Here is an 18,397-nt window from a genome sequence, read left to right on the forward strand (position 1 = left end):
TCGCCTGCTCCGACCGCCGAAACAGGTACTCGCCATGACCCTGCCGTCATTGCTCTCCCCCCAGCGCTCCGGCCCTGCCTTGACCGCCTGGCTGGAACGTCACCGCGAGGACGTCCGCGGCCTGCTCCTCACGGACGGAGCCGTCCTCGTCCGCGGCTTCGCCGTCCTGCCGCCGGGCGCATTCCGCGAGGCCGCCGCGGTGATCCTCGGACCGCTCATGGACTACGTCGAGGGGGCCTCGCCACGCACCGCGGTGGACGATGGCGTCTACACCTCGACGGAGTACGCGGCCGACCAGGTCATCGCCTTGCACAACGAACTCTCCTACAGCACGCGATGGCCCGCGACACTGGCGTTCTACTGCAGAAAGGCCGCCGAGAGCGGCGGGCAGACCCCCTTGGCCGACAGCCGCAGGATCTATGCGCGCATCGAGACCGACTCCCCCTCCCCTCCGCCGACGGCCGTGCGCTATCTGCGGCACATGCATGAGGGCAAGGGCGCCGGGGTCGGCTGGCCCACGGTCTTCGCCACTGACGATCCCGGCGCGGTCGAGGCGTACTGCCGCACGCATGACATCGACTTCACCTGGCTGAGCGACGGCACCCTGCGAACGAGCCAGGTCCGGCCGGCCGCGATCGTCCATCCCGTCACCGGCGAGCGGGTCTGGTTCAACCAGGCCCACCAATGGCATCCCTCCAACGGCGGCCCCGACCTCGAAGCCCTGTGGCGGGAGATCTACGGCGACGACCTGCCCATGGACGCCAGGCTCCCTGACGGCGGCGACCTGGACCCGCACGTGCTGGACACCATCCGTGCGGCCTACCACGCCGAGCGGCGGACGTTCGACTGGCGACCGGGAGACCTGTTGTTCCTGGACAACATGCTCACCGCCCACGGCCGCGCCGCTTTCACCGGTCAGCGTGAAGTGCTGGTCGCCATGGGCGGCCCCACCCGCCTGGCCGACGTCGAGAAGGTCGGCCGGCATGGTTGAGTTCGCATCCGAGACGTGGCCGTCCGACGCCTGCGCCCGCTGGGCCGAGCGAACGCCGCGGGCCATCGCCATCGAGTGTCGCGGTCAGACCCTCACCTACCAGGAACTGGACGGGGCCACCCGCCTGGCGGCCGATCGACTGCGTCGTGCCGGTGTGCCGGCCGGCGGCCTGGTCGCGCTCCCCGCCGAACGCGACCTGGAGACGGTCGCCGCGATCATCGGCATTCTGCGGGCGCGGTGCGCGTACCTGCCGCTGGATCAGGATGCCCCGCCCGACCTGCTCCGGCAGATCCTCCACCAGGCTCAGCCGCACCTGATCCTGGCCGGCGCCCGCGACCTGGTCGCGCTCGCCGGCGGTCCGCGCGAGCCCACCGAGCCGCTTCCGCCCCCGCCGGCGGCCGTCGCCGAGCCGACGCCCGGACTGGCCTACGTGATGCCCACCTCCGGGTCAGGGGGAGCGCTGAAGCTGGTGGAGGTGGGGCAGTCCGGTGTGCGGCACAACCTCCATGCCCTCGGCGCCGCGGTCGGCGGCATCACCCCTCACGACACCTACCTGCATGTGGCCTCCTTCGCATTCTCCTCCTCCGTGCGGCAACTGTTCCTGCCGCTGCTGTACGGCGCGCGCGTGGTCATCGCGACGCAGCACCAGCGCCTGGACCCGCACGCGCTGCTGCGGCTGATCCGTGACAGCGGCGTGTCCGTCGCGGACCTCATTCCCTCGCTGCTGTCGGTGCTGCTCGACGCCGTGGACGGCCTGCCGCCGCGGGAGGTGGCCGCGGCGCTCGGGAACCGCCTGCGGATGCTGCTGCTCGCCAGCGAACCGCTGCCCGGCCGGCTCGTCGCGGCCTGGCGCGCGGCCTCCGGCCGACCCGATCTGGCCATGTTCAACATGTACGGGCAGACCGAGACCGCCGGCATCGTCTGCCTGCACCCCCTCGGCAGCAGCGATCACACGGCCCCGATCGTCCCGATCGGCACGCCGCTGCCGGGCGTCGAGATCGAACTCATCGACCCGGGAACCTCACCGGCCGGTGACGGCCTGGCCGAGATCGCCGTGGCCGGCCCGAGCCTCGCCTTCGGCTACCGGGGCGATCCCATCCTGACCGCCGACCGCTTCACGCTCGGCCCGGGCCACGACGGCGTTCCCGCCAGGCACTATCGGACCGGCGACCTGGGGCGCCTGGACGAGCGCGGCGTCCTCGCCTTCGCCGGCCGCGCGGACCGCCTGATCAAGGTGAGCGGCAAGCGGGTCGATCTCGCGCAGATCGAGACGGCGCTGCGCGAGCACGCGGCGGTGGCGGAGTCCGCCGTGGTCGCGCTGCCCACCGAACAGGGCCCGCGCCTGCTGGCCTTCGCCCGGCTGCGCGACGGCTACCTGAGCCAGGACCTGTCCGACCGCCTTCGCCTGCTGCCCAACGGGTTGCGCATCATGGACCTGCATCGCGCGGAGACCGACTTCATGTACGAGGAGATCTTCGAGCGTGAGATCTACCTGCAGCACGGCATCGGCCTGCCGGCGGACGCGTACGTCATCGACGCCGGCGCCAACGCCGGCCTGTTCGCTCTCAGCGTGGCCGCCCGATACCGGCACGCCCGCGTCCTGGCCTTCGAGCCGGCGCTGCCCACCGCCGGCATCCTCAAGGCGAATCTGCGCGCCAACGACTGCCGCAACGTCACCGTCCGCGTCCAGGGGCTGAGCGATCACACCGGGACGGCGACCCTGACGTGGTATCCGCACAGCACGGGCCTGTCCTCGGTGCACGCCGACAGTTCCGAGGAGTTGCAGACCCTGACCTCGATCATCGCCAATCAGGTACGGCATCACGCCCTTGCCGATCGGGACGAACTGCACGACCTGCTGGACGACCTGGCCGAGGCGAAGCTGGTGCAGCGCTCCCTGCCGTGCCGGCTGACGCGCCTCAGCGACGTCATCGACGCCGAGGGCATCGACCTCATCGACCTGCTGAAGATCGACGTGCAGAAGTCCGAGCTCGACCTGCTGGCCGGGATCGACGATCGGCACTGGGCGCGCATCCAGCAGATCGTCGCCGAAGTCCACGACATCGACGGGCGTCTGGAGGTCATGACCGGCCTGCTCACCCGGCGCGGCTACACCGTCGTCACGCGGCAGGACGTGATGTTCACCGGCTCCGCACTGCACTATCTGTACGCGCGCCGCCCCGGCGCCCGCCGTCCTGACCCGGCCGCTCCCGGCCTGCTCGGCGACCAGATCACCGCGGTGTCGGATCGTGAGCTGTCCCGGCATCTGGCCGACCGTCTCCCCTCGCACGCGACGCCGGCCACGGTGACCATCCTGGATGATCTTCCCCGGACTGCCAGCGGGAAGATCGATCGCGGGGTGCTCATCAGGGACGTTCCGACCAGCCTCGACACCGATGACCGGCACGCCGCCAGCCCCCTCGCCGCCGAGATCGCTGCCTTGTGGGGCGGCGTCCTGGGCAAACCGGTCGGCGGCGGTGACGACTTCTTCGCCATCGGCGGCACCTCGCTGTCGGCCGCCCGAGTGATCACGCGCGTCCGCCGCCGCTACGACCTGCCGGACCTGCCGATCAGGACCCTCTTCGATACGCCGGAACTCGACGCCTTCGCAGCCGCGGTGCACGATCTGCTGTCCCCGCGAGAGCTGCCATGACCCCCATCGAGAACGGACCCACCATGGACCTCGACGAGCAGCCCGGCAGGGCCGCATCCGGCGGCGACGCGTTCCGCACGCGCCCGCTGTCACCGGGACAGCACGGGATCGCACTCCAGCAACGCGCCGCCCCCGGCAGCCCCATCTTCAACGTCCCCGCCGCGTTGAAGCTGACCGGCCCGCTGGATCAGGCGGCGTTGCGGCGCAGCATCACCGACATCGTCGCCCGGCACGACGTGCTGCGCACCACCTTCCCCGTCCTCGACGGCGAGAACGTCACCCAAGCCGTGCATCCCCCGTGCCCCGTCGACCTGCCGGTCCACGACCTCCGGCACCTTCCGTCCGCGGAGCGCGACAGCGCGGCCTCGGCCATACTGAACGCCGCCGCCGCCGTCCCCTTCGATCTGCGGAGCGAACCGGGACTGCGATGCCTGCTGCTCACCGTGGCCGACCAGCAGCAGATCTTCTTCTGGATGACGCACCACATCATCTGCGATGGCTGGTCGAAGAGCCTGTTCGCCTCTGAGCTGTCCCAGCTGTACGCCGCCCACCGCTTCGGGCGGCCCTCCCCGCTGCCGGCACTGCCGGCGACCTACGGCGACTTCGTCACCTGGCAGCGGGCCCTCGATCCGGCCGTGCTGAGCTCTCATCTGGCCTACTGGGAGACCCAACTCCACGGCGTCGGCGACCTGCCCGAGCTTCCGCTCACCCCGCGGATCCGCCGGCCCGCCGCCACCGGCGGCCTGGGCGCCGGCATCGAACTCGCCATCGGCGCGACCACCTCCCGCGCGCTGACCGCGCTGGCCCGCCACGAGCGCGCGACCGTGTTCATGGCCCTGCACGCCGCCTTGGCCGCCGTCATCCGGCACGCCGGCGGGCAGAGCGACGTCATCGTCAACACCCCCTACGGCGAACGCCCGCCCGACTTCGAGTCGCTCATCGGCTTCTTCGTCAACGTGTTGCCGCTGCGCTTCCGCTTCACCGACACCATGACCTTCCGTGACCTGCTCAGGCAGACGCGCTCCACCGCGCTGGATGCCTACGATCACAGCCAGGCTCCCTACCACCAGGTGGTGCAGCGGCTCGCCCAACACCACGCGGGTCGCATCGGACCGTTGCCGCAGATCTCGCTCGCCTTCGCCAACCTGCCCTACCAGGACGTGGAGCTCGACGGAGTGCGCATCGAGCGCTTCCCCATCGACCGCGTCGACATCCGCTATCCCCTGGAGCTGCACCTCTGGTCGGATGACGACGGCACCCTCGCCGGCCGACTGCTTTACCGCACCGACACGATCGACGCGCAGACCGCACACGACCTGGCCTGTGCCTACCACGACGTCCTCCGCCTCGTCTCCGCCGACCCGGACCTGCCGATCCGCGACTGGGCACTGCCCGTGCCCGACTTTCGGCCATCTCCCGTCCGGCTCCCCTCCGTGGATGCCGCCCCGGCCGATCAGAGCTCCGGCTCCCCGGCGATGTCCGCCACCGAGGAGGCGCTGTACGGCATCTGGGCCGGCCTGCTCCACACCGACGACATCGAGCCGAGCGCGAGCTTCCTGCACCTCGGCGGGCACTCCCTGCTGGTGGCCCTGATGGTGGCTCAGGTTCGCGAGACGTTCGCGGTCGAGCTGCCCGTCCCCTCGGTCTACGAGGATCCCACCCTCAAAGGGGTGGCCGCCGCGATCGACACCCGGACACGACAGTGAGCGCGAGACACCCCGCGCGTCGTCCCCGCCCCTGTCTGCTTCGCCCATCCCATCCGCCCACGCCATTGATCGGACACCGAACATGACTCCTGATGCCACCGCCCGGCACGCCGCCACCGATGGCGCCGCCGCGCCGGCGTACCCGCTCGTCGAGGACTTCCTCACCCGCTACGAGCAGGGCCCTGGCGCACTCGACGAGTTCGCCGGCGTGCCTGAGATCGACCTCGCCCCCACCCTCGATCACATGCGGGTGCTGGAGCGGTCCTTCACCGTCGCCACGATCGACGATTTTCTGCCCGAGACCCTCTACCAGGACATCCTGCGCGATTGGCCGGCGGCCGAGGCCTTCGCCGCCGTCACCGGGCTGCCGGGCGCCGCCTCGACCGCCTATATCGGCGAACGCAGGCAGCGCATCGTCGACAACTCGCTGGCCGGCGACGGCCTGTCCGGCGCCACCTGGCTGCGCCTGCGGCTGGCCCTGCGCCATCCCCGATTCGTCCGGGGCCTGTTCACCTGTTTCGCCGACACCGTCGAGCGCAACCTCGCCACGCTCGACCTGAGCAGCCTCGACACCACCAACTTCAAGCTGTACGCCAACCTCGACGCCGGCGTCAGCGACGCGCTGGGCGCACACGTCGACGCCCTGCCCAAGCTGCTGACCATCGTGGTCTACCTCGATCTGAAGGGCGCGGTCACGCCCGACAGCGCCACCCGCTGGGGGACCGCGTTGTACTCGGCGCAACCCGGCGCCGTCCGGCCGCTCACCTTCACCTCCAACGCCGATCACCAAGCGGTCCACCAGCTCGATTTCGCGCCCAACCGGGCCTTCGTCATGCCCAACGCCCCCCATGCGCTGCACGGCGTCCTCGGCGGGGAGCCGGGCGTCGAGCGCCGGACCTTGATGTGCGGCTACTGGCTGACCCAGCCACCCGCTCCGGCGGCCTCCTGAGGCCTCTCCCTTTTGTCCGTCCCCCGGCTCGGTGGCGCCGGCGCCACCTTTCCTCCGAAGGAGGCGAGCACCATGACCGGCGACGCCGACGAACGCCTGACGGCCTTCGAAGCGGACCGCACCTTCGACGGCACCGCACGTGTCCTGTCCGCCGTCCAGCTGGCGATCCTGAGCGCCCAAGCCACGGCCGGCGATCCCAGCGCCTACACGCTGCTCAGTTCCGTGCGCGCCCATGGCATCCCCTCCTGGGCCGCGCTGCTCGACGCGGCCCGCGCGACGCTGGCCCGCCACGACGTCTTCGCCTGGCGGCTGGACCTGGACTCCGCCTTCGAGATCGACGTCCGCGCCGAGCCTGGCTCGGGCGTCCCTCCCTTCGTCATCGAACAGGTCGACGTGTCGAGCCTGAGCTCGCCGGAAGCGGACCTGGCCGTGGCCGAGCGGCTGAGCGCCGAACGCCACCGGGTCGTCAACTTGTTCGACTCCGACACCCCGTACACGCGGCTGATCGTCTTCCGGCTGCCCCCTGTCGCGCCGGCCGGCGGTCACGAGGCCGTCTGCACCCTGGTCACCCATCATGTCCTGCTCGATGAGCACGCCACCGACCTGCTGTGGAGCGAGCTGTTCCGCCGGATCGCGCAGCGGGCGGTCCCCGAGCGCCACGACCGGCGGTACGCGCGCTGGGCCGCCGGCAGCCTCGCCCCCCACGCGCAGGAGGCCGCTCGGCAGGCCGCCCAGGAGATCGTCAGGCAGCTGCGCGCCGCCGGGCTCGGCACGTTGCCCGCGACGGCGGGACCTCCGGCGGCCTCGGCGCCGCCGCTGCGCTTCGCCCTCCCGGAGTCCTTGAGCACCGCGGCCGCCGCCCAGGCCGCGGCCCTGGCCGTCCCCGTCGCCGCCGTCTACGGAACCGCGCTGTCGGAGACGCTCGCGGCCCGCGCCCGTCCTCCCCGGCTGGCGCTGCACATTCCCATGACCCGCCGTACCACAGCGGCCGACGCCGACGTCGTCGGCTGCTACGTCGCCTTCGTTCCGGTGCTCGCCCAGGCCCCTGATCCGGCGCTGACGCCACGGCAGGCGATCGGCCGATGGCAGCGGTCCGTCACCTTCGCCGCCGCCCGCGCGCATGCCTCGCTCGCCGATTGCGACACCGCGTTGGGCGGCCCCGCACAGGCGGTGCTGTCGTTCGAGAATCGCCACGCGCACCGGCGGATCGGCCCCGTCCGCTGGACGCCGCTGCCTCCTCCCGACAGTGCCGCCAAGTCGGACGTGACGGTGTTCCTGGCCCCGGCGGCCGCCGGGCACGCCGGCGACGGGCGGATCGTCTGGAGGGCCGGAGCGGGCGACGCCGCCGCGGCCGGCCGTCTCGTCACCGACTTCCTCGCCCGTGCCCAGGCCTTGAGCGAACCGGCGTGACCCTTTCGCCTTCATCACAAGGAGCATCGACCATCGACACCCCCACGACCCCGATGGCCGCCGGGCCCGGCGGCGACCGCTTCCGGGAAACAGACCAGATGGCATGTCGCATCAGCGAGATCTGCGGCGTCATCATCATCGCCGACCTTTCCCCCGACGGCGATCTCCTCAGCCATGGGCTGACCAGCATCCAGATCGTCCGCATCATCGGCGCCCTCTTCCGCGAATACCGCGTCTCCCTCGACCCGGTGGACGTCTACGACCACCCCACGGCCCGCGAACTGGCCGTCCTGATTCGCGAACGCACCGAACAAGGCACCGATGTCTGAGCCTGCCCTCGAGGGCATCGCGCCCCATCCCGCCCAGCAACGGCTCCTGGCCGGTCGGGCCGCCCTCCCCGGCGGACTCTCGTGCACCAGCGCCTTCCAGATCTCCGGCGCCCTGGACGAACAGCGTCTGGCCACCGCCTACGTCCAGGCGCTGAGCGGCTTCGATGCGCTACGAATGCGCTGGAGCGGCGACGTGCCCGCCGGCTCCTGGCATGTGCACTCCACGCCTCGCTTCCGGCTGCGCCGCGCCGACCTGCGCCCTACGAGGCCACTGGTGGACGGGCGGCCCGGCCCGGCCCTACTCGGCCGGCTGGAGGAGCACGCGGCGGCGACGTTCGACCTGCGGCGCGGGCCTGTCGGCGAGGTGCACATCTGGCGGGTCCACGAGGATCAGTGGATCGTCCTGGAGGTCTTCGACCACATCGTGGCGGACGGCCGATCGCTGGCGCTGTTACACGAGGCGGTGTCCGCCCACTATCACGGCCCGCGGTCCGCCGCTCAACGCACCTCCTACGCCGCGGTGTTGTCGGCTACGCGGCCCGGCGCCGGGAGCCGTGCCTACTGGACAAGCGCCTTCGCCGGATTCGACCCCGCCACGCCGCCCCCCGCCGACGGTGGCGCGGCGCAGTTCCGGCTGAGCCTGCCGCCCGGCCGTACCGCGCGGCTCCGGGCCGCCACCGGAAGGCTGGGCAGCACCATGGCGGGCGCCCTCCTGGCCGCGCACTCGCACGCCGTCGCCCGCCATCTGGGCACCGGTGACATCAGTACGGAGGTGGCGGTCGACACCAGGGACATCGACGCGCTGCAGACCTTCGGCCAACTGACCGCCCTGCTGCCGCTGCGGATCCGGCACGACTGGGCCCGTCCCATCGGCCGGCAGGCCGCCACCGTCACCCGCGACCTGCTACGGCTCCGCCAGCACGCCGTCGTCGATTTCGACACCTTGGACGACCTGGGCGTGCCCCTGAGCGCCGGCAGAAGCGACGCGACCGCCTTCATCATGCAACCCTTCACCGCCGCCCCGCTCGCCCTGCCGGATGCCGAGGTCACCCCCATCGCCCTCCGCAGCACCGACCAGGTCGCGTGCCTGACCACGGTGGCCCGCGAGCAGCCCGACGGGAGCGTGCACCTGCACGTGCGCACCGGGCCCACCAGTCCCCTGTCCCCGCTCATCGTCAGCGTCGGCGAGACGATGGACGCCACGCTCGCGGGGCTGGAGTCCGATCCGGACGTACGGTGCGGAAGCGACGAACTGCTGCCGCCCTCGGTGCGCGCGCGCATCACGGCGCTCGCGACGCCCAGCCCGCCGTACCCGTTCGCGTCGCTCGAGGACGACATCCTGCGGAGCCTGACCGCCGACGGCGCACGGATCGTGCTCGTGGACGATCGCCCCCATAGCGCGCACGATCTTCTCGCGCGCGTCCACGACCTCGCACAACGGCTCCGCGCGGCCGGCGTCGGCCACGGGGACCTCGTGGTGGTGCACGACCTGCCCACCTTCGACCGCATCGCCGCGTTCATCGCCGTACTGCGACTCGGCGCCGTCTACACCCCCGCCGATCCGCCTTCGACGGCATCGACGCCCGTCGCCGCCCGCCTCACCGCCGACGGCCTCGAACCCGCCGGCTCCAGACGCCCAGCGGCCCCGCCCGCGCCCCTCGGTCCTGGCTCCCCCACGTATGTGATCTTCACCTCCGGCTCGACCGGCGTGCCCAAAGGCGTGGTGGTCAGCCGGGAGGCTCTCAACAATCTGGTACGAGGGGAGGCCGGCCGCTACGGCATCACGGACGGCAGCCGGGTGCTGCTGATCGCGCCGCCCACGGTCGACCCGTGGATATGCCACGTGGCGACCGCCCTGCTCACCGGCGCCACCCTGGTGTACGCGGACCCCGTCAGCGGCCCGCCGCTGGCCGACCGGTTACGCGCCCACCAGGTCACCCATGCCTTCCTGCCCGCCATGCTGTTCCGGTTGCTCGCCGGTGAGAACCTCCCCGGCCTGCGCATGATCGCCACCGCCGGTGACGCCTGCGTCGCGGCCGACGTGCGGGCCTTTCCCAACGCTCGGGTGTTCAACATCTACGGGCCCACGGAGGCCACCGTCACCGCCATCGTCGCCGAACTGCACCACCCCGCCGACCCCGTGCCCATCGGCCGGGCGATCCGCGGCCTGGGGGCGCGCGTGGTCATCGATCGCGCGGCCGGCGCGCCGCCGGGCGTGCCCGGCGAGCTGATGCTGTCGGGAACGGGCATCGCCCTCGGCTACCTCGACGACGAACCACTGACGCGACGCTCGTTCGGTGCCGATCCGTTCGGCTCATCCGAGCGCGTCTACTACACCGGCGACGTGGCCTGGCTTACGCCGGATGGGCAGTTCGTCGTGAGCGGCCGGCTGGATCGCGAGGTCAAGGTGCGCGGCATCCGGGTGCAACCGCAGGCGGTCGAAGCCGCCGCCCTCGCCAGCGGCCTGTGCGGCGACGCGCATCTCGCCGCGACGCGTTTCGAGGCCGGCCGGACCGTACTGACGCTGTTCGTGCAGGGCTGCACCGACATCGCCGCGCTTCGCCGGGCGCTGCGCGATCGGGTGCCGGCCGCCGCCGAGCCCCATCACATCGTGGCCCTGGACAGCCTGCCCCGCCGGCCGACCGGCAAAGTCGACGAGACGGCGCTGCCACGCGAACACCTGCCTCGCCCGCCCACCGGTCACGACGCGACGGGCGCGTACGAGGACGATGTGCTCAGCCGCTGCTGGGCCGAGGTCATCGGGGCTCCCCCAGGCCCCGACGACTCGTTCTTCGAGTGTGGCGGCGACTCCCTGACGGTACTGCGGTTGGTCCGTCTCACCCGCGGCGCGGGCCTGGAACTCACGCCTGCCGACATCTACGCGTATCCCCGCTACTCCGACCTGGCGCGCCTGTACGGCCTGCGGAGCTCGGACGAGACCGTCCAGACCGTGCCCTCACCCGCCGAGCGGCACATCCCGCTGGGGCCGGCACAGGAGTGGTTCCAGGCGCTCGCACCAGACCATCCGCGCGCCTGGGCGCAGCGTCACGTGATCGCCTTCACCGACCTGCCCGCGACCAGCGCCCTTGAGCGGGCGCTGCGCGACCTGGTGGCCGCAACTCCCCTGCTGCGGGCGAGCTTCGACGATCAGGGCCGGCGGTTCATCCCCCGCGAAGAGGCTCCCGTGGTGGTGACCTCCGTCGACGCGGGCGTCGGCGACCCGGAACTGTCCGCCGTCATCGCCGCCCTTCACGGGGAGCTCGATCCCTTCGCGGGCGTGATGCTCCGGGCCCTGGCCATACGGGACGCGCACGGCCAGGGCGCGCTCCTCCTGCTCGCCCATCACCTGGTGGTCGACGTCTGGTCCTGGCATGTCATCGAGGACCGTCTGCTCCGGCTGCTGCGCAGCCCACGTGATCAGGGTCCGGCCACCGTCGATCACACGTTCGCGGCCTACGCGCGAACCGTCGCCGCGCAGCGCGACCTCGGCGCGTTCGATCTGGACGCCGATCAGTGGCGGCGTGTCCTGGGCGGCGGCATCACTTCCGGCTTCGCCGCCCGGTCGCGGCATCGTGAGCGCTCCGTCCGCCTCATCACCGCCGGACGGGAGCGCCTGAGGCGGGCTTCCGCTCAGCCGTCACGCACCCTCCTGGCCGCGCTCGGCCATGCCCTGTACGCGGTGGAGGGTCCCGGTGCCAGTGTGGTGGACCTGGAACGCAATGGCCGCCTGGCGCTGCCGGCCATGGATCTCAGCGGCACCGTCGGATGGGTCGCGGTGCATCATCCGGTCGCATTGGAGCATGCCCCGCTCAGCGCCGCCGCCATCGAAGAGTGCCGGCGAAGCGTCGACGAAGTCCCCGATTCCGGCCTCGGCTACGGCGCGCTGCGCTGGTCGGGGCGGGCCGATCTCGGCTCGCAGGTGGGACGGTTCGCCCTGGACATCGTCGAACAGCCGCTCCGCCCGCAGGCGGCCAAATTCCTCGCCGACCGTCTGCGGGCCTTGGCGCGGGCCGTCACCGGCTCGCCGGCGCTGCCCTATCAGGCCACGCTGTCGCTGCGTCCCGGGCCGCGGCACATCGAGGCCGTCATCGACTACGACCCCGACCGGTACGCCCCCGCGCACGCCGCGGACCTCCTGGCCGCGCTCGACGACGCCCTCGACACCGCCGACTCGCGCCCCGCACCGCCCCACCTCGCACCGGCGCGTCCCGCCCGCCGCTTCACCGAGGAGGCCCTGCCGGTCAGCACGATGCAGCAGCTGATGCTGCACCACGCCGGCGTCCGCTCGGGCGTCTACCTGCCCCGCCAGCTCTTGGCCGTCACGGGCGTGTCCGACGTCGCCGCGTTCATCGGCACGCTGTCCCGCCTCCTGCCGGCCTTCGACCCCTTCCGGCGGCGCTTCCGCACCCGTGACGGAGAACTGGAGCAGGTGTGGCTGCCGGCAGATCGAGCGTTGCAGATCCACACCGGTGGCAGCGGTCGTGACCATGCGCTGGCCTGGCTGAACGGCCCGGACCTGATCGACCCCGCGGCGGCGCGGCACGGCGGGCCGCTGACAGACCTGACCGTTTTCCCCGGCGACCACGAGTTCTTCCTCGGAATGGAGACGCATCATGCCTTGATGGACGGCCCGAGCAATCAACGGCTGCTGCGCCTCATCGACCGCTTCGCCCGGCACCAAGGCCGCGCCGACCTCCCCACGCCGGCGCACTACCTGCCCGACCGCACCGCACTGCGCAAACACGTCTCCTACGAACGTGCCCTCGGACAGGCGCGGAACGTGGAACCGCTCCCCGCCCGCGATTCCGCCGCCCCCCTTCCCGCCGTCCGCACCATCGAGACACCCGCCGCCCGCATCAGCCGCGCCCACGCCTGGGCGAGCCGCCACGGGACGGACCTGCGCGCGGCGCTGGCCGCTGCCGCCGGTCGAGCCGCATGGCGGCATCTCGGTGTCGAGACCCTGTATCTGGTGGTCAACGGCAGAGACATCGACCTTCCCCACGCGGACTACGCCTTGGGCCTGTTGTGGTATTTCCAACCCATTCCGATAAGAGACAAGGAACTCGCCGCCCTCGCCCACGCCGTCCACGCCGCCACGACAACCCCTTTGCCGGTCATTCGGGCGACGGCCGCCACCTGGCCGCAATGGAACGACAACGCCCTCGCCTTCACCTTCCGCCGGCCGCGCCGGCAGCCCCCGCTGTCAGCCGTCCATGAGCTCGCAGCGCGTGACCTGTTCCATTTCTCCGCACAGGTGAGCGTGTCCGCCCAGAACGACGGATCCGCCGCTATTCAGTGCATCACCTTGGACCCCACGGTGACGCCGGAAATAACGAAAGACATTCTCGCCGCATTCGACTGAAACCCGTACGGACGACCCCCGTCATGAAACTCATCGAAACCAACCCGAACCATAGACCCGACCGCCGCCGTCCGGATAGAATAAATGTGCGCCCGGAAATGCAGGCCATCGGGCCGGCCGCACATCGCACCGATTCACGCGAGGTCGCCCAAAATGAGAGATCCCGCCAGCCATGGAGGATCGTCCACCCGCGCTCGTTCACCTGGATCGAGAATCGGACGCGCCACAGAGGTGATGACGGACCCGTCCGAGGTTAATTCGTAGGGAAAACCGCCCCAGGTGACGGCCTCGTCGACGGTGGGGTGATGCCAGAACAGCTCAAGAAGACCGCGGACCAATGAACGGAGATCCTGATCCCAGTGAACACACCGCTGCGCCACCGCCTCGGCGAAGCAGACCAAGGCGCCCCGGTAATAACCTAATCCCCATTCCTCGGCGGCCGCGTTTCGCGACGAGGCGAGAATAGGCACGACCTGCCCATCCGAGTCCCGAACATACTCCACGAGGGTGCCGTGATCGCTCGTACAGAACATCTCCATGACGAATGGCGCATCAGCCAGCAGAGTCCCCTGCCCGGTCACCGTGTTGTACATGTACGCGCTGAAGATGTCGGCGTTCTTCGCCTGAACGGGTGATGACGGTTGATACCCCCAGAACAACACCCGCGGTCGATCCTCCTTGGGCACGTCGCCTACGGTGATAAGGGCTTCGACCTGGCGACCCACCCATCCGGTGTCCACAATCCCGGTCGCCGCGCCGAGCAGCCGGTGTTGCGCGGAATATTCGGCCAGCAGGCTTCGCGCGGCACCGATGGTTCCCGACACCGCCGCCATGACGGATTCCAGGCCCAGAAATTCGCGCAGGGCCGACGCCCGCGCTTCGGGACCGGAGGACCCGTCTTCCGTGAATCCCGAGGACACCAGCAGCGGCACGAATCGGGCAGGCAGCTTGAGACGCGCGCACAGTTCGGCCGGGCCCAACTCCATCAAGCCGTTGAAGAGCCATGACTCCTTTCCCAGCCGCCCTGCATCCGCTGCGGCCAGGTTCCAGGTCAGCCGGTTCCCATGAACATATTCCAGATCCAGGTCCGCTCCCAGCGCGGGCGCGAGGATACGGGCGAGTTCGAAAAGAACCTGCCCTTCTCTCGACAAGAACCGGAGCCGCCGGAGACCGGCGCGGCGTGCCTCGGACAGCACCCAGGTGGTGTAGGTGACCAGAATCGGCCCGGCGACACCGCAGGTCACATCGAGTATCACCGCCTCTCTCCGGTCACGGGCCGGAATCGCCTTCCGGACCGCCGCGTCCGCGAAAACAAAACTTTCAGCGAGATCGGACGCGCCGGACACATATTCCTGGATTATTCGCCGATAACGCAGCCGACCGGCACTCCGATATGCCAAGGCTTATCTCTCCATTTTGCCGTCGACACCGACTAAATCATTTTGCGCAGCGTATCATGACGCCATCAATAACAGCCAGACGGAGTTGGATATGACATACAGCGCCGCGGAGCCATTGCCGAACTTCGCACCGGCCCATGGTCCCGTCCGCGCCGTCTTCGGGTGGCTCTTGGACGCGCAGCGATATCGCATTCTGCTCCTGGTCTTTCTGTACTGCCTGTTCTTCGGCGCTCAGATCCTCGTTCCCTACCTGGTCGGTCAGGCACTGCAGAGCGGCATCGGGGACGGCCGGGAGCTGACCCGCTGGGTCATGACACTCGTCGGCGTCATCGCCGTGGTGACGATCAGCGGCTACGGCGCCTGGACGGTGCTGGAGCTGGCCCGCATGGACGGCATCATCCGCACGGAGCGCGCCATACTGCAGCAGATCATGCGGCTCGGCGGTGAGACCGGCCGCCGCTTCAGCACCGGCGACATCGTTTCCATCACCTCGGCCGATGCGGTCACCTTCGGCTATCTCATCGCCTATATCGGTCTGCTCGGCGGCAGCCTCTTCTCCTACGGCGTCGCCGTGACGCTGCTCATCATGCAGTCGGCCGACCTGGCCCTCACCGTGCTGCTGGGAATGCCCATCATGCTCCTGTGCCTGCGTCCCACCTTCCGCTCGCTGGAAAGGCAGAAGAGCGCCCAGCGCGAAAGGATCGCCACGGCCAACACCCTCGCGGGCGACACCGTGACCGGGTTGCGGGTCCTGCGCGGACTCGGCGGAGAGGAATACTTCGCGAGCCGCTATCGCACCGCCTCCCGCGACCTGCAACGCGAAGGCGAGGCCGTGGCCCGCTCGCGTGCCGTCCTGGAAGGCGCGCAGGTGCTGCTGCCCGGCATCCTGCTGCTCGTCGTGGTCCTGTGGAGCACCCACAAGGCCGTCGCGGGAGAGATTTCCCCGGGCGTCTTCATCGCCTTCTTCGGCTATCTCACCCTGCTGGTACGTCCTCTGCGCACCACCATCATGGGCATCAACCACTTCGCGCACGCCCGGGTCGCCGCCCGGCGCATCCATGGTTTCCTGACCGCCCAGCCGACCATCGAGACCCGTGGCACGAGGCCCTTCCGCTACCAGGGCGAGCTGCGAGATCCCGAGAGCGGGATCACCATCGCCCTGGGCCGCTTCACCGCCATGGTGGACGAGTCCCCGGAACGCGCGACCGCCGTACTCGATCGTCTGGCCAGGCACACCGAGCCGGCGGGCCGGCTCGCCGGAGTTCCGCTCACCGAGTTCTCCATGGAACAGGTCCGCGCCCACATCCATCTGCTCCACCACGACGCCCACCTCTTCAGCGGCGACCTTCACGAGCAGCTCGACGTGGACGGCCGGCGCTCCGCGGACGAGATCGTCCGCGCCCTGCACACCGCTTCCGCCCTCGACATCGTCGGGCTCGACCCATCTCACATCGACCTCGACCCCCCGCCCGACCAGCCGTACGAGACGCACATGACCCTCGGCGAGCGCGGCCGCGGTCTCTCCGGCGGCCAGCTCCAGCGCCTGCTCCTCGCCCGCGCCCTGCTCGCCGACAGCGACATCCTGCTCCTGGACCGTCCCACGACCGCCGTCGACGCCCGGACCGAAGCTCGCATCACCGCCCGGCTCGCCCGCCACCGCGCCGGCCGCACCACCGTGGTGGCCACCTCTTCTCCTCAGCTCCTGGCCAGCGCCGACGAAGTCGTCTTCCACGGCGGAGAGGTCCTGCGCGGCACCCATGCCGAGCTGCTCCGGCACCGGCCCTACCGCGACTGCGTGAAGCGGTGAGAGCCACCGCGGAGCCGGAGCGGGTTCGCCGCTACGCCCGCGCCCTCCTGCGGAGTGAGCCCCGTTCCGTCGCCACGGCCGCGGTCCTGAACGTCGCCGCCGCTCTCGCCGCCCTCGGCCTGCCGAACGTCCTCGGCGGGATGGCGGCCCTGATCGCGACCGAGGTCCACGTCGGCGCCGGCCCTGATCTGCTGCGCGAGCTGAATCTCAGCGCTCTCGGTGGCGGCATCTTCCTCCTGGCCCAGACGCTGCTCTCCTGGTGGGCCGCACGCTCCGTCCTCCTGCTCGCCGAACGGCTCCTCAACCGCCTGCGTGAAGACTTCCTCGACGGGCTGCTCACCTTGCCCTTGACGGCCGTGGAAAAGCTCGACACCGGAGATCTGCTCTCCCGGGTGACGGCCGACGCCGATCAGGTCGGGCTGACCTTCCGCTACGCGCTGCCCACCTTCTTCGTCAACGCCACCACCGTCCTGGTCCTCCTGGTGGGTTCGCTCGCGGTGTCCCCGCTGCTCACGGTCACCGTCCTGATCGTGTTCCCCATCCTCGTGCCCGCCGTACGCTGGTACTTCGCCCGCTATCCGCAAGCGTTCGGCGCGCTCATGGCCCAGCAGGCCGCCATGCACGCCGTCGTCGCGGAGAGCGCCGACGGCGCCAGGACCATCGACACCCTGCGCTGGCGGCACCGCCGGGCCCGCCGCCTCGAAGAGGAGATCACCCGCACTCGTGCCGCCTTTCACCGGACGATACGGCTGCGCGGCGCGCTCTTCCCCACCCTTGATCTCTGCTCGCTGCTGCCCACGCTCACCACCCTCATCCTCGGACTGATCCTTATCCGGACCGGGCAGGCCGATCTCGGCACCGTCACCACGGTCGCGCTGCTGATGCAGACCCTCGCCCTGCACATGATCAACATCGTGGACAGCCTCGACCAGTTGCAGACCGGCGGCGCCTGCCTCGCCCGGCTCGTCGGCGTCATGCCGACCGGTGAACCGGGCAAGGAGACACGGCGTGTCCCGGCCGGTGCCCTGCTCGAAGCCAGCGCCGTCCGCTACACCTACGACGACGCCGCCGCCCGCGAGGTCCTCCACGGGATCGACCTCGACCTGCGCCCCGGCGAGCACCTCGCGCTGGTCGGCCCCACGGGAGCGGGCAAGACCACCCTCGCCCGCCTCATGGCCGGGGTCGACGTCGCCACCGAGGGAAGCGTGAAACTCGGGCACATCCCGCTGGCCGACCTGGGGCTTCCGTCACTGCGCCGCCAAGTCATGCTCACCACCCAAGAGAGCCACGTCTTCGTGGGCACCCTCGCCGAGAACCTGCGCATCGCCGCCCCCGACGCCACGTACGCGGAACTCGAAGAGGCCCTTTTCGCCGTGGGAGCGGCGGATTGGGCCGCGCAGCTGCCGGAGAAACTCGATACCCGGCTCAACGGAGCCCACGGCCCTTTTCCGCCCGACAAGGCCCAGCAACTCGCCCTCGCCCGCATCCTGCTGGCCGGCCCCAGGGTGCTCGTGCTGGACGAGGCGACCTCCATGCTGAGCCCGTCGGCCGTCCGCGGAACCGAGGAAGCCCTGACGCGTTTCCTGGCGGGCCGCACGGTCGTCTCCATCGTGCACCACCTGCACACCGCACGCCGGGCCGACCGTATAGCGGTCCTGGAGGACGGCAGGCTCGTGGAAATCGGCACACACGACGAACTCCTTCCCCGAAAAGGCGCGTACCACCGGCTCTGGGAGGCCTACCACGGCGGCCGGACCGGCAATGGCAACCACACACCTGGTCTGGAGTAG

At 70.6% G+C, this 18,397-nt stretch carries 10 protein-coding genes; 9 read left to right on the forward strand and 1 reads right to left on the reverse strand.

The window, feature by feature from the left end:
- Positions 1-34 precede the first annotated feature (34 nt).
- From MBA17_RS38775 to MBA17_RS38805, 7 genes are all read left to right on the forward strand, one after another.
- Entirely contained in the window at positions 35-991 is a 957-nt protein-coding gene (locus tag MBA17_RS38775) for a TauD/TfdA family dioxygenase (RefSeq protein ID WP_238502661.1), read from the forward strand.
- Positions 984-3,644 carry an FkbM family methyltransferase gene (locus MBA17_RS38780; RefSeq protein WP_238502663.1) on the forward strand — a complete coding sequence of 887 codons (2,661 nt, stop codon included), beginning with the start codon at positions 984-986 and terminating at the stop codon, positions 3,642-3,644. Before MBA17_RS38775 ends, MBA17_RS38780 begins: the two co-directional genes overlap by 8 nt.
- Positions 3,641-5,350, forward strand: a complete 1,710-nt coding sequence (locus tag MBA17_RS38785; protein ID WP_238502665.1) for a condensation domain-containing protein — start codon at positions 3,641-3,643, stop codon at positions 5,348-5,350. The genes MBA17_RS38780 and MBA17_RS38785 overlap by 4 nt, the downstream gene beginning before the upstream one ends.
- Positions 5,351-5,432: 82 nt before the next feature.
- Positions 5,433-6,299, forward strand: coding sequence for a hypothetical protein (locus MBA17_RS38790; protein ID WP_238502666.1), 867 nt, complete (start codon positions 5,433-5,435; stop codon positions 6,297-6,299).
- A 72-nt stretch (positions 6,300-6,371) separates the two neighbouring features.
- Complete coding sequence (locus MBA17_RS38795) at positions 6,372-7,709, forward strand: condensation domain-containing protein (RefSeq protein ID WP_238502667.1); 1,338 nt, start codon at positions 6,372-6,374, stop codon at positions 7,707-7,709.
- Positions 7,710-7,807: 98 nt separating this feature from the next.
- A complete protein-coding gene (locus tag MBA17_RS38800) occupies positions 7,808-8,038 on the forward strand; it encodes an acyl carrier protein (protein ID WP_238502668.1) in 231 nt (76 codons plus the stop codon).
- Entirely contained in the window at positions 8,031-13,400 is a 5,370-nt protein-coding gene (locus MBA17_RS38805) for a condensation domain-containing protein (protein WP_238502669.1), read from the forward strand. Before MBA17_RS38800 ends, MBA17_RS38805 begins: the two co-directional genes overlap by 8 nt.
- Positions 13,401-13,534: 134 nt before the next feature.
- Here MBA17_RS38805 and MBA17_RS38810 read toward each other — a convergent pair whose 3' ends face one another.
- Positions 13,535-14,800, reverse strand: coding sequence for a hypothetical protein (locus MBA17_RS38810; protein WP_238502670.1), 1,266 nt, complete (start codon positions 14,798-14,800; stop codon positions 13,535-13,537).
- A gap of 91 nt (positions 14,801-14,891) precedes the next feature.
- Between MBA17_RS38810 and MBA17_RS38815 the strand changes: the two genes are divergently transcribed.
- Both MBA17_RS38815 and MBA17_RS38820 read left to right on the forward strand, forming a co-directional pair.
- Positions 14,892-16,607, forward strand: coding sequence for an ABC transporter transmembrane domain-containing protein (locus MBA17_RS38815; RefSeq protein ID WP_238502671.1), 1,716 nt, complete (start codon positions 14,892-14,894; stop codon positions 16,605-16,607).
- Positions 16,604-18,397, forward strand: a complete 1,794-nt coding sequence (locus MBA17_RS38820; RefSeq protein WP_238502672.1) for an ABC transporter ATP-binding protein — start codon at positions 16,604-16,606, stop codon at positions 18,395-18,397. Before MBA17_RS38815 ends, MBA17_RS38820 begins: the two co-directional genes overlap by 4 nt.

Source organism: Dolomitihabitans soli (assembly GCF_022213955.1).
In the GTDB taxonomy this organism is placed as follows: Bacteria; Actinomycetota; Actinomycetes; order Streptosporangiales; family Streptosporangiaceae; genus Streptosporangium_A; species Streptosporangium_A soli.